The 22788-nt window shown below is 72.2% G+C and carries 16 protein-coding genes; 5 read left to right on the top strand and 11 right to left on the bottom strand.

Annotation, left to right across the window (positions count from 1 at the left end; translation table 11 throughout):
• Positions 1–18: 18 nt before the first annotated feature.
• Together B0675_RS16585 and ureA are read right to left on the bottom strand one after the other, a co-directional pair.
• Positions 19–1728, bottom strand: a complete 1710-nt coding sequence (locus B0675_RS16585; RefSeq protein WP_081219598.1) for an urease subunit alpha — start codon at positions 1726–1728, stop codon at positions 19–21.
• Positions 1725–2429 (bottom strand): urease subunit gamma, encoded by a 705-nt coding sequence (gene ureA / locus B0675_RS16580; RefSeq protein WP_081219597.1) that lies wholly within the window; start codon positions 2427–2429, stop codon positions 1725–1727. Before ureA ends, B0675_RS16585 begins: the two co-directional genes overlap by 4 nt.
• A gap of 166 nt (positions 2430–2595) precedes the next feature.
• Between ureA and B0675_RS16575 the strand changes: the two genes are divergently transcribed.
• Positions 2596–4029 carry a cytosine permease gene (locus B0675_RS16575; RefSeq protein WP_081219596.1) on the top strand — a complete coding sequence of 478 codons (1434 nt, stop codon included), beginning with the start codon at positions 2596–2598 and terminating at the stop codon, positions 4027–4029.
• Positions 4030–4161: 132 nt separating this feature from the next.
• On the opposite strand, the gene B0675_RS16570 is transcribed toward B0675_RS16575, so the two are convergent.
• The 3 genes from B0675_RS16570 to B0675_RS16560 form a co-directional block, all read right to left on the bottom strand.
• Entirely contained in the window at positions 4162–5619 is a 1458-nt protein-coding gene (locus tag B0675_RS16570) for an FG-GAP and VCBS repeat-containing protein (RefSeq protein ID WP_081219595.1), read from the bottom strand.
• 200 nt (positions 5620–5819) lie between these two features.
• Positions 5820–6908: a branched-chain amino acid aminotransferase gene (locus tag B0675_RS16565; RefSeq protein ID WP_081219594.1), complete on the bottom strand. Its 1089-nt coding sequence runs from the start codon at positions 6906–6908 to the stop codon at positions 5820–5822.
• A gap of 265 nt (positions 6909–7173) precedes the next feature.
• A complete protein-coding gene (locus B0675_RS16560; protein WP_081219593.1) occupies positions 7174–8217 on the bottom strand; it encodes a 3-isopropylmalate dehydrogenase in 1044 nt (347 codons plus the stop codon).
• A 142-nt stretch (positions 8218–8359) separates the two neighbouring features.
• On the opposite strand from B0675_RS16560, the gene B0675_RS16555 reads away from it, so the two are divergent.
• Positions 8360–9961, top strand: a complete 1602-nt coding sequence (locus B0675_RS16555; RefSeq protein WP_081219592.1) for a metallophosphoesterase family protein — start codon at positions 8360–8362, stop codon at positions 9959–9961.
• Positions 9962–10132: 171 nt separating this feature from the next.
• Here the strand turns inward: B0675_RS16555 and B0675_RS42435 are convergent, their stop codons facing one another.
• The 4 genes from B0675_RS42435 to B0675_RS16540 all read right to left on the bottom strand — a co-directional run bounded on the left by B0675_RS42435 (position 10133) and on the right by B0675_RS16540 (position 13967).
• Positions 10133–10264: a hypothetical protein gene (locus B0675_RS42435; RefSeq protein ID WP_266616822.1), complete on the bottom strand. Its 132-nt coding sequence runs from the start codon at positions 10262–10264 to the stop codon at positions 10133–10135.
• Positions 10265–10581: 317 nt separating this feature from the next.
• Positions 10582–11124: a GNAT family N-acetyltransferase gene (locus B0675_RS16550; RefSeq protein WP_081219591.1), complete on the bottom strand. Its 543-nt coding sequence runs from the start codon at positions 11122–11124 to the stop codon at positions 10582–10584.
• Positions 11125–11278: 154 nt separating this feature from the next.
• A complete protein-coding gene (gene pruA / locus B0675_RS16545; RefSeq protein WP_081219590.1) occupies positions 11279–12910 on the bottom strand; it encodes an L-glutamate gamma-semialdehyde dehydrogenase in 1632 nt (543 codons plus the stop codon).
• Positions 12911–13040: 130 nt separating this feature from the next.
• Positions 13041–13967, bottom strand: a complete 927-nt coding sequence (locus B0675_RS16540) for a proline dehydrogenase family protein (protein ID WP_081219589.1) — start codon at positions 13965–13967, stop codon at positions 13041–13043.
• Positions 13968–14131: 164 nt separating this feature from the next.
• Between B0675_RS16540 and B0675_RS16535 the strand changes: the two genes are divergently transcribed.
• The gene (locus B0675_RS16535) at positions 14132–15367 is read left to right on the top strand and encodes a helix-turn-helix domain-containing protein (protein WP_179165312.1); all 1236 of its coding nucleotides are present in this window, start codon (positions 14132–14134) and stop codon (positions 15365–15367) included.
• A gap of 7 nt (positions 15368–15374) precedes the next feature.
• Here the strand turns inward: B0675_RS16535 and B0675_RS16530 are convergent, their stop codons facing one another.
• On the bottom strand, positions 15375–15965 hold the full coding sequence (locus B0675_RS16530) for a TetR/AcrR family transcriptional regulator (protein ID WP_081219587.1): 591 nt from the start codon (positions 15963–15965) through the stop codon (positions 15375–15377).
• A 109-nt stretch (positions 15966–16074) separates the two neighbouring features.
• Here B0675_RS16530 and B0675_RS16525 point away from each other — a divergent pair, with 109 nt between their 5' ends.
• Together B0675_RS16525 and B0675_RS16520 are read left to right on the top strand one after the other, a co-directional pair.
• Positions 16075–17670, top strand: a complete 1596-nt coding sequence (locus B0675_RS16525; protein WP_081219586.1) for an MFS transporter — start codon at positions 16075–16077, stop codon at positions 17668–17670.
• A gap of 146 nt (positions 17671–17816) precedes the next feature.
• Entirely contained in the window at positions 17817–20801 is a 2985-nt protein-coding gene (locus B0675_RS16520) for a helix-turn-helix transcriptional regulator (RefSeq protein WP_081219585.1), read from the top strand.
• Between the two features lie 136 nt (positions 20802–20937).
• On the opposite strand, the gene serA is transcribed toward B0675_RS16520, so the two are convergent.
• Entirely contained in the window at positions 20938–22527 is a 1590-nt protein-coding gene (gene serA, locus B0675_RS16515) for a phosphoglycerate dehydrogenase (RefSeq protein WP_081219584.1), read from the bottom strand.
• Between the last annotated feature and the right edge of the window lie 261 nt (positions 22528–22788).

Below are 22788 nucleotides of genomic sequence, written 5' to 3'. Positions count from 1 at the left end.
CCTTAGAGGCGTGGTCGTTCACAGGAAGTACAGGCGGTTGAGGGAGACCGAGTCGGCGGGTTCGGAGCGCAGCGGGTCGCCGTCGAGGGTGACGAGGCCGGTGCGCTGGTCGACGTCGACCGCTCCGGTACGGGAGTTGAGGCGCAGGTCGGCCGGGCCGATGCCGCGGGTGCCGCGGACGGCGACGCGGCGGCGCCGGGTCGGCATGGTGTCGTTGCCCTGGTCGAGCGCGGCCTGCGCGACGAACGCCACGGAGATCTCGGCGGGCGTCGCGCCGTGCGCCCCGAACTGCGGCCCGAGGACGAGGGGTTCGCAGGTGTCGGTGGCGGCGTTCGGGTCGCCGACGACTCCGTAGGCGGGGAAGCCGGACTTCAGGACGAGCTGCGGTTTGGCGCCGAAGTACTCGGGGCGCCAGAGCACGATGTCGGCGAGCTTGCCGGTCTCGATGGAGCCGACCTCGTGGGCGAGGCCGTGCGCGACGGCCGGGTTGATCGTCAGCTTGGCCATGTAGCGCAGGACGCGTTCGTTGTCGTCGCTCTCGGGCGCTCCGAACTGGGCCTTCATCTTCCCGGCCATGGCGAAGGTGCGGCGGACGGTCTCCCCGGCGCGGCCCATGCCCTGGGCGTCGGAGGAGGTGATGCCGATCGCGCCCAGGTCGTGCAGCACGTCCTCGGCACCCATCGTCCCGGCGCGGATGCGGTCGCGGGCCATCGCGGCGTCGCCGGGCAGGTCGGTCTTCAGGTCGTGGACGGAGACGATCATGCCGTAGTGCTCGGCGACCGCGTCCCGGCCGAAGGGCAGGGTCGGGTTGGTGGACGACCCGATGACGTTCGGGACGCCCGCCATCTTCAGGACGTTCGGGACGTGTCCGCCGCCGCAGCCCTCGATGTGGAAGGCGTGGATGGTGCGTCCGTCGAGCACCTTCAGGGTGTCCTCGACCGACAGGCACTCGTTCAGGCCGTCGCTGTGCAGGGCGACCTGGACGTCGTGCTCCTCGGCGACGCGCAGCGCGGTGTCGAGGGCGCGGGTGTGGGCGCCCATGTCCTCGTGGACCTTGAAGCCGCTGGCACCGCCCTCGGCGAGCGCCTCGACGAGCGGGGCGCCGTCGGAGGACGAACCCCGGCCCAGGAAGCCGATGTTGACGGGCCAGGCGTCGAAGGCGTTGAACGCGTGGCGCAGGGCCCAGGGGGAGTTGACGCCGACGCCCCAGACGGGGCCGAACTCCTGGCCGATGATCGTCGTCACGCCGGAGGCCAGCGAGGCCTCCATGATGCGCGGCGAGAGCAGGTGGACGTGGGTGTCGACGGCTCCGGCGGTGGCGATGAGGCCCTCGCCGGAGACGATGGACGTGCCGGTGCCGACCACGACGTCGACGCCGTCGAGGGTGTCGGGGTTGCCGGCCCGTCCGATCGAGCAGATCCGGCCCTCGCGGATGCCGATGGAGACCTTGCGGATCCCCTGGACGGCGTCGATCACCACCACGTTGCTGATGACGACGTCGCAGGTGTCCCGGACGGCGGCGGCCTTCAGGTGCAGCCCGTCGCGGGCGGTCTTGCCGAATCCGGCGAGGAACTCGTCCCCCGGGAGCTGGGAGTCGGACTCGACGCGGACGGTCAGTCCGGAGTCGCCGAGCCGGACCCGGTCGCCGGCCCGGGGTCCGTGGGTGGCGGCGTACTCGTACGGGGAGAGGCGGCGGGGTTCCGCGGGGTGGCCTCCGGGACGGCTCATCGGCCGGCCTCCTTGTCACGGGTGTCCGGTACGCCGAGGTAGCCGCAGGCGGCGGCGCGGCGCAGGGCTTCCTGCTTCGCTCCGGGCGCGTCCAAGGGCCCGTCGACCAGACCGGCGAAGCCGATGGCGATCCGCTCGCCGCCGATCGGCACGAAACCGACCTCGGCGCTCTCGCCGGGGCCGAAGCGGACGGAGGATCCGGCGGGCACGGCCAGCCGCATCCCGTAGGTGGCCGCGCGGTCGAAGTCGAGCCGCGGGTTGGCCTCGAAGAAGTGGAAGTGGGAGGTGACGGAGACGGGCACGGTGGCGGTGTTGGTGACCGTCAGCCGCAGGACCGCGGGGGGCTCGGTGTGCGCGGGCGCCGGCAGCAGCGCGCCGGGGGCCAGGTCGCCGAGTCCGCCGCCGATGGGGTCGGAGACGACCGCGAGCCGGGAGCCGTCGTCGAAGACGGCCTCGACGTGCACCTCGGTGACCACGTCCGCGACGCCGGGCAGCACGTCGTCGGGGCCGAGGACGGACCGGGCCGCCTCGATCGCCTCGGCCAGCCGGCCGCCGTCGCGGGCGGTCTCGCAGACGGTGTCCGCGATCAGGGCGGTGGCCTCCGGCACGTTGAGCCGCAGTCCGCGGGCCCTGCGGGCGCGGGCCAGCTCGGCGGCCGAGAACAGCAGCAGCCGGTCACGTTCCGTGGGGGTCAGTCTCACGCCACGACACCTCCTTGCGTTCCTCCGGTTAGAGCATCACTCTAAACGTGGATTTCATGGAAGGGAAACATTGACGGACGAGCGTTGAAGACGACACATTGAACGTCGCTCTAATTTTTGGATGCGACCAGCACCACCCCCGGGCGGCCGTCGAAGGAGACCAGCCATGCCGATTGAACAGCGCGGAGTCGACACGATCCCCGACGAGGAACGCACCAGCGGTCCGCGCGACCTCATGTCGATCCTGCTCGGCTCCAACCTCTGCCTGGGCGTGATCATCTTCGGTTGGCTGCCGCCCTCCTTCGGGCTCGGCTGGTGGTCCTCGGTCAGCGCGATCGTGGCAGGCACCGTGGTCGGCACCGCGCTCACCGCGCCGCTGGCCCTGGTCTCGCTGCGGACCGGAACGAACCTGTCCACCTCCTCCGGCGCCCAGTTCGGCGTGCGCGGGCGGCTGGTCGGCTCGGTCGTCGGTCTCCTGCTGGCCCTCGGCTACACCGCGCTGACCGTGTGGATCGGCGGCGACGTGATGGTGAGCGTCCTCGGCCGGCTCTTCGGCCTGGAGCCCAGCGGCACCGCGTACGCCGTCGTGTACGTCGTGCTCGCCGCGGCCACCGTCGCGGGCGCGGTCTACGGCTACCGCGTCCTGCTCACCATGTCCCGCGCCCTCGCGATCGGCATGACCGCCCTGCTGGCGGTCGGTGTGATCGCGTACGCCCCGCACTTCTCCACCGCGGCCATCCCGGAGACCGGCGGCTACCTGCTCGGCTCGTTCTGGCCCACCTGGCTGCTGGCGGCGGTGGCGGCCGGACTCTCGGGCCCGATCGCGTTCATCACCCTGCTCGGCGACTACACCCGCTACATCTCCCCCGCGCGCCACACCTCGCGCACCGTCCTGCACTCCACCTGGCTCGGCCTGATCGCGGGCCTGCTGGTCCCCCAGCTCTTCGGCACCTTCACGGCGTACGCGGCCCACGCGGCCCTCGACTACGCGGGTCCGCTGGTGTCCGCCGCACCTGGCTGGTACCTGGTCCCGCTGCTGCTGGCGGCCTCCGCCGGCTCGGTCGGCAACGCCGGGCTGATGCTCTACTCGATGGGCCTCGACCTGGACGCGATCCTGCCGCGCGCCTCCCGGGCGCGCGCCACCTGCTCGGTCGCCGTCGTCGCCATGCTCTGCGTCTTCGTCGGCCACTACGCCTGGAACGCGCAGTCCGCGATGACGTCGTTCGTCCTGCTGCTGACCGCGATCGGCACTCCGTGGGCGGTCATCACGCTGATCGGCTTCGTGCGCTGCCGGGGTGTCTACGACCCGGACGCCCTCCAGGTCTTCAACCGGCGCTCGAAGGGCGGCGTCTACTGGTACCGGGCCGGCTGGAACGTCCAGGCCACCGTGGCCTGGGCGATCGGCGCGTGCGCCGGGCTGCTCGCGGTCTCACTGCCCTCGTACGAGGGCCCGCTGCTGAAGCTGACCGGCGGGGTGGACTGCAGCTTCCTGCTGTCGGGGCTGGTGGGCGGTGTGCTCTACTACGCGCTCACCGCACGGCAGGCGCCGTCGCCGGCACCCGCCGTGGAGGAACTCGCCCCCGCGAGGACCGGGCTCTAGACGCCTCCCGGGTCGGGCGCGCGGGGGCGGCACCCGTCGGCGCACGTCGACATGCGGCGGGGGCGGCCCCGGAATCGTCCGGTGCCGCCCCCTCCGGCCGTCGGCGCGCGGCCGTCCGTCCCCGCGTGCCGCTCAGGAACCGGACATGACGCCTCCGAACATGGGGTCGTCGCCTGACGTGCCGATGCCCACGGAGGAGGCGCCGAAGCTGACCGCGCCGGTGGCCGTGACGCCGCCGGTGGAGCCGCGCAGGACCCAGACCGCGCCGTCGTCGCTGTTCTCGCCGGCCGCGCCCACCGCGAGGTCGGCCCGGCCGTCCTTGTCGTGGTCGGCGAGGTGGACGGCGTCGCCGAACATGTCCGACTGCTCGTTGGCACCCGGGACGCCCGCGGTGCCCTGGTTGAAGGACTGGGCGCCGCTCCCCGTCAGGCCGGAGGGGCCGCCGCGCAGCACCCAGACGTTGCCGACGCCGTCCGTCGAGCCGACGGACTCGTTGTCCGCGCCGACGGCGAGGTCCGGGTACTTGTCGCCGTTGACGTCGCCCGCCGCGAGCGAGCCTCCGAACCAGTCGTCGGACTCGTCCGTTCCCGGCACGCCCGCGGTGTCCTGGCTGAAGGCGGCGCTGCGCGTGGTGTCGACGCCGGTCGTGCCGCCGTAGTAGACGGTGGCGTAGCCGCCCTTGGCGGGAGAGTTCAGGAAGTCGACGAAGTCGGTGCCGACGACCAGGTCGTCATGCCCGTCCCGGTCGAAGTCGGCGACGGCGTACGCGCCCGCGAACTGCTCGCCGGCCTTGGTCTGGAACGTGGGTCCCGCCGGGGTGCCCCGGTAGACGAAGTTGCCCGCGAAGGAGCCCACCACCACGTCGTCCGTGCCGTCGTCGTCGAAGTCCCCGGCGGCGAGCTGGACGGCCCCCTCGGGGTACGCGCCCGACTCGATCGAGGCGTCGAGGCGCAGCTTGCCGGCCGCGCCGCCGGACTTGGTGAAGCCGCCCTTGAAGATCCACACGTCCTTGCCGGTGGAGCCGACCGCCAGATCGGTCTTCCCGTCGCCGGTGAAGTCGCCGACCGCCAGGGACTGGCCGAACCGGTCGTGGCCCGACGGGTTCGGGTCGCTGATCGTCGTACCGCCCGACAGGCCGGACGCGCCGCCCCACAGGACGGTGACGGAGCCGCCGTCGACGTCACCGCTGACGTCCTCCTGCGGGGTGCCGACGACGAGATCGCCGTAGCCGTCGCGGTTGAGGTCGCCGTGCGCGAGTTCGGTGCCGAAGCGGTCCGAGGTCTCCGAGGCGCCCGGCACGCCGGAGGAGCTCTGCGACGTGGTCTTGTGGCGCGCGGCGCTGATCCCGCTCGCCGAGCCGTAGTTCACGACCACGGCGCCCGTCTTGGCCTTCCCGGCCGCGACGGCGCCCGGGGCGCCGGTCGCCAGATCGCGGTAGCCGTCGCCGTTGAAGTCGTCCCCCAGGCCCGACGGGGCGGCACTCGCCGCGCCGGGCAGGGTGATCAGCAGGCCACCGGCCAGGACGGTCGCGACGGCGGTGGCGGCCAGGGCGACGGATCGCCGGGAGCGATGACGACGGTACTCGGACATGGGTTCCCCTCCAGGACGTACATACGGCTCAGAGATGACCTTCGACGAGCCTGAAGGGTTGTAGGGAACGGGAGTTGCGATCGGGACGCCTGTGCCCCGGAAGACGCCGGTCCCCGCCCGGTCACCCGCTCGCGCGGGGACATGGCGGGGACTCGGGGTCGACGCGAGGCGGTCCGGACGGCGGCGGACCGGCCGGGCGGTCAGCCCAGGCGGTGCATCCAGCCGTGGGTGTCCTCGGTGATGCCGCGCTGGATGTCGAGCAGGGCCTCACGGAGCTTGAGGGTGACGGTGCCGGGCTCGCCGCCCGACTGCTTCCACTCGGCGCCGGTGCGCTTGACGGTGCCGACCGGGGTGATCACCGCGGCGGTGCCGCAGGCGAAGACCTCGGTGAGGCTGCCGTTCTCGGCGTCGGTCTGCCACTGGTCGATCGAGACGCGGCCCTCCTCGGCGGTGTAGCCGAGGTCCCGGGCCACGGTCAGCAGGGAGTCGCGGGTGACGCCCTCCAGGATCGAGCCGGTGAGGGTGGGGGTGACGATCCGGTCCCCGTACACGAAGTACAGGTTCATGCCGCCGAGCTCCTCGATCCACTGGTGCTCGACCGCGTCGAGGTAGCAGACCTGGTCGCAGCCCTTGGCGGCGGCCTCGGCCTGGGCGAGCAGCGACGCGGCGTAGTTGCCGCCCGTCTTCGCGTCGCCCATGCCGCCGGGGACGGCGCGCACGCGGTCCTCGGAGAGCCAGATCGAGACGGGCTTCACACCTCCCGCGAAGTAGGCGCCGGCGGGCGAGGCGATGACGAGGAAGAGGTACTCGTTGGCCGGCTTCACCCCGAGGCCCACCTCGGTCGCGATCATGAACGGACGCAGGTAGAGGGACTCCTCGCCGCCGTGCGCGGGCACCCAGTCGCGGTCCTGCTGGACGAGCGCGTCACAGGCCTCGACGAAGGTCTCCACGGGCAGCTCCGGCATGCCGAGCCGGCGGGCGGAGGCCTGGAAGCGGCGGGCGTTCTTGTCGGGGCGGAACGTGGCGACGGAGCCGTCGGGCTGGCGGTAGGCCTTGAGTCCCTCGAAGATCTCCTGCGCGTAGTGCAGGGTCATGTTCGCCGGGTCGAGGGAGAGCGGTCCGTACGGAACGAGCTGCCCGTCGTGCCAGCCGCGGCCCTCCGTCCACTTGATCGTCACCATGTGGTCGGTGAAGTGGCGGCCGAACCCCGGGTTGACCAGGATCGCCTCGCGCTCGGCGGCGGAGAGCGGGCTGGCGGAGGGCTTGAGCTCGATCGTGGGCTGCGTCATGAGTGGTTTGTCCTTCACCGGTTGGATGTGACGGGCCGCGCTCACGCCCGCACTGCCAGTGGCCAGTGGTAGGACGTCCGAGCATTCCCTCATTCCGCGGCTCCGCGTTCGATTATCGCCCAGCGGAGGACCGTGGGAGAAAACGGCGTGTATGCGGCCCGGGGGGAGGCCCAGGGATTGATGGTGGCACCCGGCGAGGGCACAGCAAAGCCGCCGGGTGCGGATGCGACCCGGCGGCTGCTACGAGACGTAGACGTGCGGCGGGTCAGCCGGCTACTCGTGCGGCCAGCGCGTCGCCGATTTCCTCGGTGCTGCGGGCGGGCTTGCCGACGCGCTCGGCGAGGTCGGCGGAGACGGCGTCCTCGATGCGGGCGGCCTCGGCCTCGTAGCCGAGGTGGCGCAGCAGGAGGGCGACGGACAGGACGGTGGCGCTGGGGTCTGCCTTGCCCTGGCCCGCGATGTCGGGCGCCGAGCCGTGCACGGGCTCGAACATCGAGGGGAACTCGCCGCTCGGGTTGATGTTGCCGGAGGCGGCGACGCCGATGCCGCCGGAGACGGCCGCGGCGAGGTCGGTGATGATGTCGCCGAAGAGGTTGTCGGTGACGATGACGTCGAAGCGCTCGGGCTGGGTGACGAGGTAGATCGTCGCCGCGTCGACGTGGATGTAGTCGGTGGTGACCTCGGGGAACTCGGTGGCCACCTGGTTGAAGATGTTCGTCCAGAGGTGGCCCGCGAAGGTCAGCACGTTGTTCTTGTGGACCAGCGTCAGCTTCTTGCGGGGGCGGGCCTGGGCGCGGGCGAAGGCGTCACGGACGACGCGCTCGACACCGAACGCCGTGTTCACGGAGACCTCGGTGGCGACCTCGTGCGGGGTGCCCTTGCGGATGGTGCCGCCATTGCCCGTGTACGGGCCCTCGGTGCCCTCGCGGACCACGACGAAGTCGATCGCGGGCTGACCGGCGAGCGGGGTCTCGACACCCGGCAGGAGCTTCGACGGACGCAGGTTGACGTGGTGGTCGAAGGCGAAGCGGAGCTTGAGCAGGAAACCGCGCTCCAGGACGCCGGACGGGACCGAGGGGTCGCCGATCGCGCCGAGGAGGATGGCGTCGTGCTGCTTCAGCGCGTCGAGGTCGGCGTCGGTGAGGGTCTCACCGGTGGCGTGGTAGCGCCGGGCGCCGAAGTCGAAATCCTTGGTCTCCAGCTTCACGTCCTGCGGAAGGACGGCGGAGAGGACTTTGAGCCCCTGGGCCACGACTTCCTGGCCGATGCCGTCACCGGGGATCACTGCGAGATCGATGCTGCGAGACATAGCGGCACCGTACTCCTTGTCCCATGGGATGACACACGATGTCCGCCATGCGGACACGCGAGTCCCGGAGCACGCCCACCCTTCGACCGGCGTTCACCCGTATGTACGACGGCCGTTGGCGCACGCTGGGAACTTTCCAGACATGACCGCTTCTTCCAGGGTGACTCCTCCCGGGCTCCCCGTCCCCGACGTCGGCGTTCCGCGCGAGCTCGTGGACACCATGAGCATGGCGGAGCAGTACGAGTACCTGCGGACGAAGCTCACCCGGCGCCGCGCGCTGGTGTCGGCGAGCGCGTTCGCGGGCGGCGGGCTGCTCGCCGGCTGCGCGGGGCCTGGCGGCGGGAGGGGCACGCGGGCGGCCGGCTCGACGCCGAACCCGGCCACCAGCCGGGTGCCGGGCTCCGCCGTCACGCCGTTCGGACGCCATCTCGCCTTCGGCGCGGACCCCAGGACCCAGATGCGGATCTCCTGGCAGGTGCCGTCGGCGGTCCGCAAGCCGTTCGTCCGGGTGGGGGTGACGCCCTGGGCGCTGAGCCGGCGGATCGAGGCCGAGGTCCGCGCCCTGCACACGCCGGGTCTCGCCGGGCAGCGGGGGGCGCTCGACCAGTACTACCTGCACGCGGCCCTCGACCGGCTGCGTCCCGGGACGACGTACTACTACGGCGTCGGCCACGAGGGCTTCGACCCGGCGGGCAAGGAACGGCACGCGACGATCGGCCACTTCCGTACCGCGCCCGCGCGTCCGGAGAAGTTCGTGTTCACCGCCTTCGGCGACCAGGGCGTGACCCCGGACGCCCTCGCCAACGACAAGGTGCTGCTCGGCCGGGGCCCGGCGTTCCACCTGCACGCCGGGGACATCTGCTACGCGGACGGCATCGGCCACGGCGAGGCGTCGGACATCTACGACCCGGGCGCCTGGGACCTGTTCCTGAAGCAGACGGAGACGGTGGCCGGGTCCGTGCCGTGGATGGTGACGACCGGCAACCACGACATGGAGGCCTGGTACTCGCCGAACGGCTACGGCGGCCAGTCCGCGCGCTGGTCGCTCCCGGAGAACGGCTTCGACGCGAAGCGGGCGCCGGGCGTCTACTCCTTCGTCTACGGCAACGTCGGCATCGTCGCGCTGGACGCCAACGACGTGTCGTACGAGATCCCCGCCAACAAGGGCTACTCGGACGGCCGGCAGACCGCCTGGCTGGACCGGCGGCTCGGGGAGCTGCGCGGGCAGGTCGACTTCGTCGTGGTGTTCTTCCACCACTGCGCGTACTCGACCTCCACGCACGCCTCCGACGGCGGGGTGCGGGACGCGTGGGTGCCGCTGTTCGCCAAGCACCAGGTGGACCTGGTGATCAACGGACACAACCACGTCTACGAGCGGACCGACGCGATCAAGGGCGGCGCGGTGGGCCGGCGGGTGCCGGTGGGCGCGTCGACCGACCCGACGCGTGACGGCATCGTCTACGTCACGGCGGGCGGGGCGGGCAAGAGCCTGTACCGGTTCCCCATCGGGGTGAAGGACAGCTACGAGGGCAAGGTGAGGGACCGCGAGTCCGTGGAGACCTTCCACTGGACGAAGTCGAAGAAGCAGAAGCCGGACACCGTCACGTGGTCGCGGGTGCGGTACACCGGTTACTCCTTCCTCTCGGTGGAGGCGGAGACCGGCCCCTCACCGCGGCTCACGGTGTCGGCGCTGGCGCAGAACGGCGAACGGATCGACCACTTCGTGGTGCGGCGCGGGAAGTGAGGGCGGGGCTGGGCGGGAACGTGCCGCGGCAAGGGAGCGCCACGGCCGCTCCGGGAGGCCGGTGACGGCCCGATCGACCGCGGGCGCGCACGGCGCCCCGAAGTGCGGCGCGGGGCGTTCGCCTCGCGCCGCACCTCTGCGGGCGGCTCCCGGCTGAGGGGGCTGCGGGCCTCAGTGGCCCGTCTCACCGCCGTTGTCCCTGCGGTCCAGGGCGCGCTGGAGCGCTGCGGCGGCGTTCTTGCGGTCGGACTCGCTGCTCGAACGAGAGTGGTGACGGACTCGGCGGACGGTCGTCTCGGCCATGATGAATCGACTCCTTACCTTCCGGCGGTGCCCGCACGGGGACGCCCGGAAGTGCGGTGAGGTCTTTACGAGACGCCGGAAGGGGCGGGGAGCGGGGCCGCAGGGGTTGCCTGCCAGGGGCTCCGGCTCACGACCGCCATTCGCTTGGTCAAGCGAGACGTTCGGCTCCTACAAAACTAGGTGAGGACCGGGCATCTGTCTCTACAATTACTCGGACTTCCTACTATCTGAGACGGCGGACCGGGTCGCACCGCTCCGACCAGGGACGACCGTTCGCGTCTCCGGGAGCCGGGTGCGGGTGTCAGCGTCCGTGCCGGTCAGAGCACGTCGCCGTCGCGCCAGTCGAAGACCAGGTCGTGTGCCGGGTCGAGGGGGCCGAGGGCGGCGCCGGGGCGGACGAAGGTGGTGCCCTCCTCGTCGGGGAGGCGGACGACACCGTCCGGGGCGAGGGCGCAGACCCGTCCGGGCCAGAGCTGCCAGCCGCGTGCCGTGTACAGGGCGGCGCCGTCCTCGCTGGCGGAGAGCGCGCCGAGCGGGTGGGCGCCCTCGATGATCCGCTCCAGTTCGGCCATCACACGACCGCCGAGCCCCGTGCGGCGCACATCCGCGCGGACGCCGACCGCCTCCACGTAGCCGACGCGCAGCGACCGTCCGGCGTGCAGGACGCGCCGCTGGATCACCGAGCCGTGCGCGGCGAGGCCCCGTTCGTCGTGGACGAGGACATGCAGGCCGCCGAGTCCGTGGTCCCAGTCCTCGTCGCGGAAGTCGCCGTCGAAGGCGTCCTCCAGGAGGGTGCGCGCGGCGCGGAGTTCGGCGGGGGCGAGGTCCGCGGTGTGAGCGGTCCTCAGTCGGATGGCCATGCGGCCAGTATTCCCACGGCGGACGGCGATCGGACCCCCCTCGCCCCGGACTTCACGACGTCACCGTGTCACTGTGCCGCCGCGTGCGGACATGGAACCGCCCCCGTCCACGGACGGGGGAGACCGTGGGCGGGGGCGGAGTCGGTGACGGGTGTCAGCCCATGTGCGGGTAGCCGTAGTCGGTGGGGGCGACCAGCGTCTCCTTGATGGCGCGGGTCAGCGTCCAGCGCATCAGGTTCTGCGGGGCGCCAGCCTTGTCGTTGGTGCCGGAGGCGCGGCCGCCGCCGAAGGGCTGCTGGCCGACGACGGCGCCGGTCGACTTGTCGTTGATGTAGAAGTTGCCCGCCGCGTAGCGGAGCTTCTCCATCGTGTACGCGGCCGCGGCGCGGTCACCCGCGACGACCGAGCCGGTGAGCGCGTAGTCGGACGCCGACTCCATCTGGGTCAGCATCGCGTCGTAGGCGTCGTCCTCGTAGACGTGCACGGCGAGGAAGGGGCCGAAGTACTCGGTCTTGAAGACCTCGTTCTCCGGGTCCGAGCACTCGACGACGGTCGGGCGCACGAAGTAGCCGACGGAGTCGTCGTACGAGCCGCCCGCGACGATCGTGCAGGTCGGGTCGGACTTGGCGCGGTCGATGGCCGCCTTGTTCTTGGCGAACGCGCGCTCGTCGATGACCGCGCCCATGAAGTTCGACAGGTCCGTGACGTCACCCATGGTCAGGTAGTCGACCTCGGCCGCGAACTCCTCCTTGAAACCGGAGTTCCAGATGGAGGCCGGGATGTAGGCGCGGGACGTCGCCGAGCACTTCTGGCCCTGGTACTCGAAGGAACCGCGGGTCAGGGCGGTCTTGAGGACGGCGCGGTCGGCCGACGGGTGGGCGACGAGGAAGTCCTTGCCGCCGGTCTCGCCGACGAGACGCGGGTACGCGCGGTACTTCTCGATGTTGTTGCCGACCGTCTTCCACAGGTACTGGAAGGTCTTGGTCGAGCCGGTGAAGTGGATGCCCGCGAGGTCGCGGTGCTCCAGGGCGACCTTGGAGACCTCGATGCCGTCACCGGTGACGAGGTTGATGACGCCCTTGGGCAGGCCGGCCTCCTCCAGGAGCTGCATGAGCAGCACGGCGGCGTGGGTCTGCGTCGGGGACGGCTTCCAGACGACGACGTTGCCCATGAGCGCCGGAGCGGTGGGCAGGTTGCCCGCGATCGCCGTGAAGTTGAAGGGCGTGATCGCGTAGACGAAGCCCTCCAGCGGACGGTGGTCGAGGCGGTTCCAGACGCCGGGCGAGTTGGCCGGGGGCTGCTCGGCGAGCAGGTCGCGGGCGTACTTCACGTTGAAGCGCCAGAAGTCGACGAGTTCGCAGGGGGTGTCGATCTCGGCCTGCTGGGCGGTCTTCGACTGGCCGAGCATGGTGGAGGCGGCCAGCGTCTCGCGCCAGGGGCCGGACAGCAGCTCGGCGGCACGCAGGATGATCGCGGCGCGGTCGTCGAAGGCCATCGCGCGCCAGGCCGGGGCGGCGGCGAGGGCGGCGTCGACGGCGTCCTGGGCGTCCTGGGCGGTGGCGTGCGCGCCGGTGCCGATGACGGCCTTGTGGTTGTGCGGCTGCACGACCTCGAAGCGCTCACCGCCGCCGAGCCGCTTCTCGCCGCCGATGGTCATCGACAGCTCGATCGGGTTCTCGGCCAGCTCCTTGAGCTTGGCCTCCAGCCGTGCACGCTCGGGCGAACCGGGGGCGTAGCCGTGCACCGGCTCGTTGACGGGGGTGGGGACCTGGGTCACAGCGTCCATGGGTTCCGTAACTCCTTGAGTCGAGCGGGTGTTTCGGTCTCAGCCCTTGGTGAGGATCGAGCGGGTGCCGTGCCTGTCCGGAGGGCAATCCCCGGACTCCCGGCCGGAGCCGGTGCACAGCCAGGTGGGATCAGCCACGTGTGATCATGCTGCGCAGGAAGAACACGAGGTTGGCCGGCTTCTCCGCGAGGCGACGCATGAAGTAGCCGTACCAGTCGGTGCCGTACGCCGTGTAGACGCGCATGCGGTGGCCCTCGGCGGCGAGCCGCAGGTGCTCGTCGCTGCGGATGCCGTACAGCATCTGGAACTCGTACTCGTCCAGCTTGCGCCCGGCCTTGCGGGCGAGCTCCTGCGCGATGGAGATGATCCGGGGGTCGTGGGACCCGATCATCGGGTAGCCCTCGCCCTCCATGAGGATCTTCAGGATCCGGACGTACGCCTTGTCGGTCTCGGCCTTCTGCTGGTAGGCGACCTCTGCGGGCTCCTTGTAGGCGCCCTTCACCACGCGGACCCGGCTGCCGCTCTCGGCGAGGCGGCGGGCGTCGGCCTCGGTGCGGAACAGGTAGGCCTGGATCACGCAGCCGGTCTGCGGGAAGTCCTTCCGCAGCTCCTCGTGGATGGCGAACATCGAGTCGAGGGTGGTGTGGTCCTCGGCGTCCAGCGTGACGGTGGTGCCGATGGCGGCGGCGGCCTCGACGACGGGGCGGACGTTGGCGAGGGCCAGCTCGTGGCCGCCCTCCAGCGCCTGGCCGAACATGGAGAGCTTGACGGACATCTCGGCGCGGGTGCCGAGGTCCAGCTCCTTCAGGTGGTCGACGAGCGCCAGGTAGGCGTCGCGCGCGGCGGCGGCCTGCTCGGGCGTCGTGATGTCCTCACCGACGACGTCCATGGTGAGTTCCAGGCCCTTGGCCGTCAGGTCCTTGATGATCGGGACGACCTGGTCGACGGTCTCGCCGGGGATGAAGCGGTCGACGACCGGCTTGGTCACCGGGGCGGCCGAGATCAGACGGCGCATCTTGTCGCTGCGCGAAGCGGCGAGAATCACGGGACCCAGCACGGGGCACCTCCACAACAAGGCCAGCAGGAGGCCGAATCCCGACGATTCGGGTACGGCACGGAGAACCACCGTGAAACCTAGGGATCTCTTCGATCCTGGGCCATCGACACCTGTCACGCATCCGTTCCCCGGATCTCAGACAAATGTATGAAGGGCTCGCTGAAATGCGGGAGAATGCCCGGGTGAGCGGTGAATACAGAGGCGACTACCAGGAGCTGGTCGACGAGATCTCGGCGCTCCTCGGCGTCCCCGCGACGCTGGAGAACCGCGACTTCGAGCTGATCGCCTTCGGCGCGTACGACAGCGAGGGCGACCTCGACCCGTCGGCGCTCGACCCGGTGCGCACCCGCTCGATCCTCACGCGCCGCTCCACCACCGCGGTGCGCACCTGGTTCGAGGGCTTCGGCATCACCCGCGCCTCCGGCCCCGTCCGTATCCCCCCGACCCCGGAGGCGGGCGTCTACCGGGGCCGGATCTGCCTTCCGGTACGCCATCGGAGTGTCGTGCTCGGGTACGTCTGGCTGCTCGACGACGACCCGGGACCCACGGACGCCCAGCTGGCCGCGGCCATGCAGGTGACCTCGCGCATCGGTGCCCTCCTGGCGGACGAGGCCCAGGCGGGCGCCGACCTCACCCGTGAGCTGCGCGCCGTCCTGACCGCCGAGCGCGGCTGGCAGCGCGACATGGCGGTGGCCGAGCTGCGGACGGCGCTCGGGCCGCGCGGTGAGGGCCTGCACGCGGTGCTGTGCGTGGCGCCGTGGCCCTCGGCGGACCCGGACGACGCCCCCTCGGCCCGCACGGTGCCCGGCGCGACCGCGCTGTGCACCGTCCCGTGGGGCACCACCGGCCAGAGTCTCGCGCTGCTGGTGCGGCTGCGCTCCGCCGACGTCCTGACGCCGGCGCTGACCGCGGCCACCCGCTTCGTACGGGAGGCGGAGGGCGGGCGGGGCGAGGACGCGGCCGGCGCCGGACCGGGCGGCGCGGGCGGGCGGGCCGCCGCCGGGGTCTCCGGGGCGCGGGTGGGGCTCGGCGAACTGGGGGCCGCCTGGCAGGAGGCGGCTTCCGCGGCGCGGGCCGCGCTGGCCGAACCGCGGCTCGGACCGGTCGCCCAGTGGAACGCCATCGGACCCTACCGACTGCTCACCGCCCTGCCTCCGGATGCGGCCCACGACCCCGTCGTACAGGCCCTGTTGGCTCCGGCCCATCGTGAACTCGCCCGCACCGCAGAGGTGTTCCTCGACCTCGCGGGCCAGGCGGGGCGTACGGCCGCCGAGTTGGGCATCCACCGCCAGACCCTCTACTACCGCCTGTCCCGCGTCGAGCAGCTCACCGGCCTCGACCTGGACGACGGCGAGGACCGCCTGCTGCTGCACATGGCACTGAAGGGGGCGCGGCTGTAGGGCGCGATCAGCTCCCGGACTTCGCCACCCCGTCGATGACACGGCGCAGCCCCTCGGTCAGTTCGGCCGCGTTCGTCGCCGAGTCCGGATCGAAGAGCCACTGCACGCTGAGGCCGTTGAGCAGCACCTGGTAGAAGCCGCCGAGCGAGCGCAGCGTGGTGTCGTCCACGTCGGCCTCCGCTCCGCCGGCCAGTAGCGGGACGAGTCCGCGGCGGCCCTCGTCCGAGGCCTTCGCCAGGTGTTCGCGGACGGTGGGCAGCCGGTCGGAGTTGGTGATCACCTCGAAGGTGAGCATCCAGATGGGCCGCTCCTTGACGAACGACCGGGTGATGCTCTCCCAGGCCTCCTGGAAGCGCTCCAGGGAACCGGGCGCGCTCGCGGTGTCGGTCGTCGCGAACGCGCCGAAGGTGTCACCGACGTTGGCGATGAGATCCACGTACGCCGTGGCGAGCAACGCGTCCTTCGAGCCGTAGTGATAGCCGATGGACGCCAGGTTCGTCCCCGACTCCTTAACGATGTCGCGCGCGGTGGTGCGCACGAACCCCTTGGCCAGCAGGCAGCGCTTGGCGCCTTCGAGCAGATCCTCACGGTGTCCCATGCCGGCCAGCGTACCGCGATTCAGACAACCGTCCTATACCGACGTACAAAACGAACGTCTTATACAGGCGTACTAGACAAGCGTTTATGACGTCCGTACAGTCCCTGCCATGACGAACCCGACGAGCACGACTCCGGTCCCCGGCGCCCCGGGCGCCCTGGCCGGCCGCCGCGAGTGGACCGCCCTCGGCGTCCTGATGCTTCCGCTCCTCCTGGTCTCCATGGACGTCTCCGTGCTGTACTTCGCGATCCCCGCGATCAGCGCGGACCTGGAGCCGAGCGGCACCCAGCAGCTCTGGATCTTCGACATCTACGCGTTCGTGCTCGCCGGCCTGCTGATGACCATGGGCTCGCTGGGCGACCGCATAGGGCGCCGCAAGCTGCTGCTGATCGGCGCCGCCGCCTTCGGCACCGCCTCCGCCCTGGCCGCCTACGCGGACAGCGCCGAGACCCTCATCGCGGCCCGCGCGCTCCTCGGGGTCGGCGGCGCCACCCTGATGCCGTCCACCATGGCGATCGTCCGCACGATGTTCACCGACCCCGGGCAGCGCGCGAAGGCGATCGGGCTGTGGTCGGGCGTCATGACCGGCGGTATCGCGCTCGGTTCGGTCATGAGCGGCGTCCTCGTCCAGTACTTCTGGTGGGGTTCGGTGTTCCTGGTCAACCTGCCCGCGATGGTGCTGCTGCTGGTTCTCGGCCCGTTCCTGCTGCCGGAGTCCAGGAACCCGGAGCCCGGCCGTTTCGACCTGCTCAGCGTTCCGCTGTCGATGGCGGCGGTCCTGCCGGTGATCTACGGCGTCAAGGAGATCCCCTCCGAGGGCTGGAACGTGCGGTACGTCGTCTCGATCGCCGTGGGGCTGCTCTTCACCGCCCTGTTCGTCCACCGTCAGCGCACCGCGAGGTCCCCGCTCATCTCCCCCGCTCTCTTCCGCGGCCGGGGATTCGCGCCCGCCGTCGTCCTCAACCTCGTCTCCTCGTTCGGCATGATGGGCTCGGCCTTCTTCACCACGCAGTACCTCCAGTCCGTGCTCGGCAAGAGCTCCATGTCGGCCGCCCTCTGGTCGCTGCTGCCCACCGTCCTGGTCGGCGTGGCCGCGCCCGTCGCCGCCCGACTGGTCGAGAAGGGCGTGCACCGCGCCCATGTCGTCGCCGGTGGCTTCGCCGTCGCCGCCTGCGGATACGCCCTCCTCGCCCTCGCCGGCACCGACTCGCTCTGGCTGGTCCTGGCCGGCGCCGGCGTCCTCGCCTCGGGCATCGTCACCGTGATGTCCCAGATGATGGACCTGGCCCTCGGCACTGTCCCGCTCGGCAACTCGGGCTCCGCCGCCTCCCTGCTGGAGACGGGCGCCGAGTTCGGTGGCGCCCTCGGCATGGCCGTCCTCGGCTCCGTCGGCACCGCGGTCTACCGCCACGACATCCCGGCCGACGCCCCCGCCGCGGCCCACGAGACGCTGGGCGGCGCGCTGGCCGTCGCCGGACAGCTGCCGGGCGACGCCGGCCGGGCCCTGACGGCCGCCGCGCGGGAGGCCTTCACCCACGGCATGCAGGCGGCGGCGGTGGCCGGCGCGGTCCTGCTGGTGGCGGCCGCCCTCCTCGCCGAGGCCACCCTCCGCAAGGTCGCGGTCGGTGCGGCCACCACCGCGACCGAGGGGGCGGCACCCGCGCTCCCGGCCCCCGAGAAGACGGCCGGGGAGGTGACCGTCTGACCTCTCCGCGCCGGCCCCGTGCCGGACACCACCCAGCCGTCGGGCGGGGCCGGAGCACTCCGGCCCCGCCCGGCGTCGCCGCGCCCCCGACCGGAGGCTCGGGAAACCCACCGGGTGTTGTCGGCCGGGCGTGCCAGGATGGGCACGTGGCACAGACATTCGGTACGCCGTTCATCGGCCGGGAGGACGAACTCGCCCGGCTCACCGGCGTGCTGGAGCGGGCCGCGGCCGGCGACCCGCGCGCCGTCCTGCTGGCCGGGGACGCCGGCGTCGGCAAGACCCGCACCCTCACGGAGGCCGCCGCGCACGCGGCCTCCACCGGCATGACCGTCCTGACCGGGCACTGCGTGGACCTCGGTGACGTGGGCCTGCCCTATCTCCCGTTCACGGAGATCCTCGGCGCGGCCGCCGCCGACGAGCGGCTCGCCCCGGCCTTCACCGCCCATCCCGCCGTGGACCGCCTCATCGGCACGGCGTCCGGGACCGGCGGCACACCCGACCCCGGCGGCCGCCTCCAGCTCTTCGAGGGCATCGCGGGCCTCCTCGCCGATCTGGCCGGCCTGACCCCCCTCCTGCTCGTCCTCGAAGACCTGCACTGGGCGGACCAGTCCTCCCGCGACCTGCTCCGCTTCCTGCTCAGCCGGGGCGTCCTCCAGCGCCCCTCCCCCGGCGGCCCGCCCCGGCGCCTCGCCGTCTTCGCCTCCTACCGCGCGGACGACCTCCACCGCCGCCACCCCCTGCGGCCGCTGCTCGCCGAGCTGATCCGGCTGCCCGCCGTCGACCGGCTGGAGCTGCGCCCGATGGCCGACGCGGACGTGGCGCGGCTCGTGCGGGCCCTGCGCACCGGCCCCGTCTCCGACGGCACGGTCCGCCGCATCGTCGACCGCGCCGAGGGAAACGCCTTCTACGCCGAGGAGTTGCTCGCCGCACTGCCCGGCGACGGCACCCCCGACTCCTCCGGCGTGCCCGGCGGCCTGGGCAGCCTCGCGGACGTGCTGCTCATCCGGATCGAGCAACTCTCCGAGACCGCCCAGCAGGTGCTGCGCACGGCGGCCGTCGCCGGGCGCCGCGTCGGACACGACCTGCTGCGTGACGCCGTACAACTGCCGGAGGAGGAGCTGGAGTCGGCGCTGCGCGAGGCGGTCGGACGCCAGCTGCTGCTGCCCGGCGACGACGCGACGTACTCGTTCCGGCACGCCCTCACCCGCGAGGCCGTGTACGCGGACCTGCTGCCCGGCGAGCGGGTCCGGCTGCACGGGCTGTTCGCCCGGCTCCTCGCGGAGGAGGGCCGCTCGGCGAAGAGCGCGGCGGAGCGGGCCCATCACTCGCGCGAGAGCCACGACCTGGCCGACGCGCTGGCCGCCTCCCTCGAAGCCGCCGACCACGCCCAGCTCGTCGGGGCGCCCGCCGAGGAACTGCGCCACCTGGAGACCGCGCTCGAACTGTGGGCGGTGGTGGACGCCGCCGCCCGTCCCGAGAGCCACGACACGGTCACGCTCACGCTGCGCGCCTCGGCCGCCGCCGCCCGCGCCGGTGAACCCCATCGCGCGGTCCAGCTCACCCGCGCCGCGCTGGCCCGGGCCGGCGCGGACACCGACTCCGAACTGGCCGCGCGGGTGCGCTACACCCTCGCGGGCAACCTGATCCGGATCGACAGCCTGAACGACGCGTTCACGTACAGCAGCGAGGCCCTCGCGCTGATCCCCGCCGAACCGCCCTCGTACACCTGGGTGTGGGCGGCGGCGACCCACGTCATGGCCGCCCGGCAGGTGGGGCGCGAAGAGGACGCCGAGCGGGTCGCCCGGCAGGCCCTGGAGATCGCCGAGCGGCTCCGACTGGGCGACGCCCAGGCCGACTTGATCATCTCGCTGGTCGGCATGGAGGCGCACAACCGGCGGACCGCACCGGGCCGGGACCGGCTGCGCCGGGCCCGTGAGCTGGCCCGCACCGCCGGGAACCTCCCGGTGGAGATGCGCGCGCTGTTCAACCTGGCCATCGGGTGCTACGAGTCCGGCGTCCTGGACGAGTGCCTGACCTGGGTCGGCGACGGCCTCGACCGCGCCCGCCGGGCCGGGCTGCTCTCCTCGCCGTACGCCCTGGAGCTGCGCTACCTGGAGTCCCTGGTGCTGTACACGCTGGGTCGCTGGGACGAGTGCGCGCGAGCGGCCGCCGAGGACGCCGAACTCCTGCCGTCCGCGGGCGGGTTCGCGACCGGACCCGCGTTGTACGTCGCCCTGGCGCGCGGCGAGCTGGACGCCGCCACGACCGGGGCCCGCGCCCTGCTGGACCGCCCCTTCGACTGGATGGCGACGCTCGTCGCGAGCGTGGTGCTGACCGACGCCGCGGCACTGCGCGGTGACGCGGAGGAAGCCGTCCGCCGGATGACCGCGTCGGTCGAGGCGCTCACGGACGCCTCGGTCTCCGAGCGGCCCGACGTGGTGGTACGACTCGCGGCCCTCACGCTGGCGGCGGTCGCGGACGCGGCGGAGGAGTCCCGCCTGTCGGGTGACGCGACGGCCGCGAAGCGCTGCGTGGAGACCGCCGCGGACCTGCTGGAACTGGCCCGGAGCACCGCCGCGCGCGGCGAGGACGGCACCGAGCAGGGGCCCGAGGGACTGGCCTGGCTGGCCCGCGCCGAGGCCGAGGGCGTGCGCGCGGCCACCGGTCCGGACGTCGACGCCTGGGACCGGGCCGTGACGGCGTTCGGCTACGGCGATCCGTACGAGCTGGCCCGGTGCCGCAGGCGGCTCGCGGAGGCGCTCCTCACCGCCGACCGCCGCGAGGAGGCCGCCGAGCAGGCCCACGCGGCCCGGGACACCGCCGTGCGGCTGGGCGCGGTGCCGCTGCGCGAGGCGGTGGACGCCCTGGTCCGGCGGGGGCGTCTCGTCGACACGCCGGCCCCCGGGGACCGCATCGCGGCCCTCACCGCCCGGGAGAGCGATGTGCTGCGGCTGCTCGGCCGGGGGCGCACCAACCGGCAGATCGGCGAGGAGCTGTTCATCAGCGGCAAGACGGCGAGTGTCCACGTGTCGAACATCCTCGCCAAGCTGGGCGCCGCGAGCCGCACCGAGGCCGTGGCGATCGCCTACCGCGAGGGCCTGATCGAGCCGGAGACGACCGCCTCCACCTGAACGACGACAGCGGTGTGCCGGCGCCGTACGGGCGGCCGGGGCGACGCGCGAGGGCCGGGCCACCCTCGGGTGACCCGGCCCTCGGCCGCTTGGCGAACGCCCCTGCGGACAGGCCTTCTTCAGGCCGCCCGCGACCTCAGACGAGGTTGACGGACCGCGCCGAGGTGGCGCCGATCTCCTCGGCGACCTCGGTCAGCACGTTCTGCGGCACCGTGTCGTCGACGGTGAGGACCGCGAGGGCCTCCCCGCCGACGGCCGCGCGGGCGACCTGCATGCCGCCGATGTTGATGCCGGACTCGCCGAGGATGCGGCCGACGGTGCCGACGACACCGGGACGGTCCTCGTAGCTCAGCACGACCATGTGGTCGGCCAGCGCGAGGTCCACGTCGTACTCGCCGACGGCGACGATCTTCTGGAGGTGCTTGGGGCCGGCGAGCGTGCCGGAGACCGAGACCTCCTGGCCGTCACCGAGGGTGCCGCGGACGGTGACCACGTTGCGGTGGTCGGGCGACTCGGAGCTGGTGGTCAGACGGACTTCGACGCCGCGCTCCTGCGCGAACAGCGGGGCGTTGACGTAGCTCACGGTCTCGTCGACGACGTCCTCGAACACGCCCTTGAGCGCGGAGAGTTCGAGCACCTTGACGTCGTGCTGGGTGATCTCGCCGTACACCTCGACGTCGAGACGGACCGCGACCTCGCCCGCGAGGGCGGTGAAGATGCGGCCGAGCTTCTCGGCGAGCGGCAGACCCGGCTTGACGTCCTCGGCGATCACGCCGCCCTGGACGTTGACCGCGTCCGGGACCAGCTCACCGGCGAGGGCGAGGCGCACCGAGCGGGCGACGGAGATACCGGCCTTCTCCTGGGCCTCGTCCGTGGACGCGCCGAGGTGCGGGGTGCAGACGACCTCGTCGAGCTCGAAGAGCGGGGAGTCCGTGCAGGGCTCCTTCGCGTACACGTCGAGGCCGGCGCCGGCGACGCGGCCCTCCTTGAGCGCCGCGTACAGCGCTTCCTCGTCGACGATCCCGCCGCGCGCGGCGTTGACGATGCGCACCGTCGGCTTGACCTTGTGGAGCGCCTCGTCGCCGATGAGACCGAGGGTCTCGGGCGTCTTCGGAAGGTGCACGGTGATGAAGTCCGAGACCTCGAGCAGCTCGTCGAGGGTGAGGACCTTCACGCCCATCTGCGCGGCCCGCGCGGGCTGCACGTACGGGTCGTAGGCGACGACCTTCATGCCGAACGCCGACATGCGCTGCGCGACGAGCGCGCCGATGCGGCCGAGGCCGACGACACCGAGGGTCTTCTCGGCGAGCTCGACGCCGGTGTACTTGCTGCGCTTCCACTCGCCGTTCTTCAGCGCGGTGTTGGCCTGCGGGATGTGGCGCGCGGTGGCGAGGAGGAGACCGCAGGCCAGCTCGGCCGCGGTCACGATGTTCGAGGTGGGGGCGTTGACGACCATCACGCCGGCCTTGGTGGCGGCGGAGACGTCGACGTTGTCCAGGCCGACGCCGGCTCGTGCGACGACCTTCAGCTTCTTGGCGGCGGCGACGGCCTCGGCGTCGACCTTGGTGGCCGAACGGATCAGGATGGCGTCGACGTCGGCGATGGCGGGCAGCAGCTCGGCGCGGTCCGCGCCGTTCGCGTGCCGGATCTCGAAGTCCGGGCCCAGGGCGTCTACGGTCGCGGGCGACAGCTCTTCAGCGATGAGTACGACAGGTTTCGAGCTCACGTGAGTCCTCACAAGTCCAATGCGGACGGCCGTCCCGACGGCCGCAGGCGGTGGAGGGTTTTGTTGCGGCCCCGGGGCGTGCCTGCACTTCTGGGGGGTCGCTCGAGCCGCGTGGAAGACGCACGACGCTGTGGGCCTGACGCGTTGGTGATGTGCAGCAGTGTAGTGGCGCCGAAGCGGTCGTCCTGCGCCTGTGCGGAAGGATCACCCGTCCGTGGCTGGACGGGATGGACAACATCGCGCCCCGAGGGTTACCCGGGG

It is taken from the genome of Streptomyces sp. M41(2017), from assembly GCF_002078175.1.
GTDB lineage: Bacteria > Actinomycetota > Actinomycetes > Streptomycetales > Streptomycetaceae > Streptomyces.
Note: the sequence above shows the minus strand (reverse complement) of the source record. Positions and strands in the feature narration are given on the sequence as shown.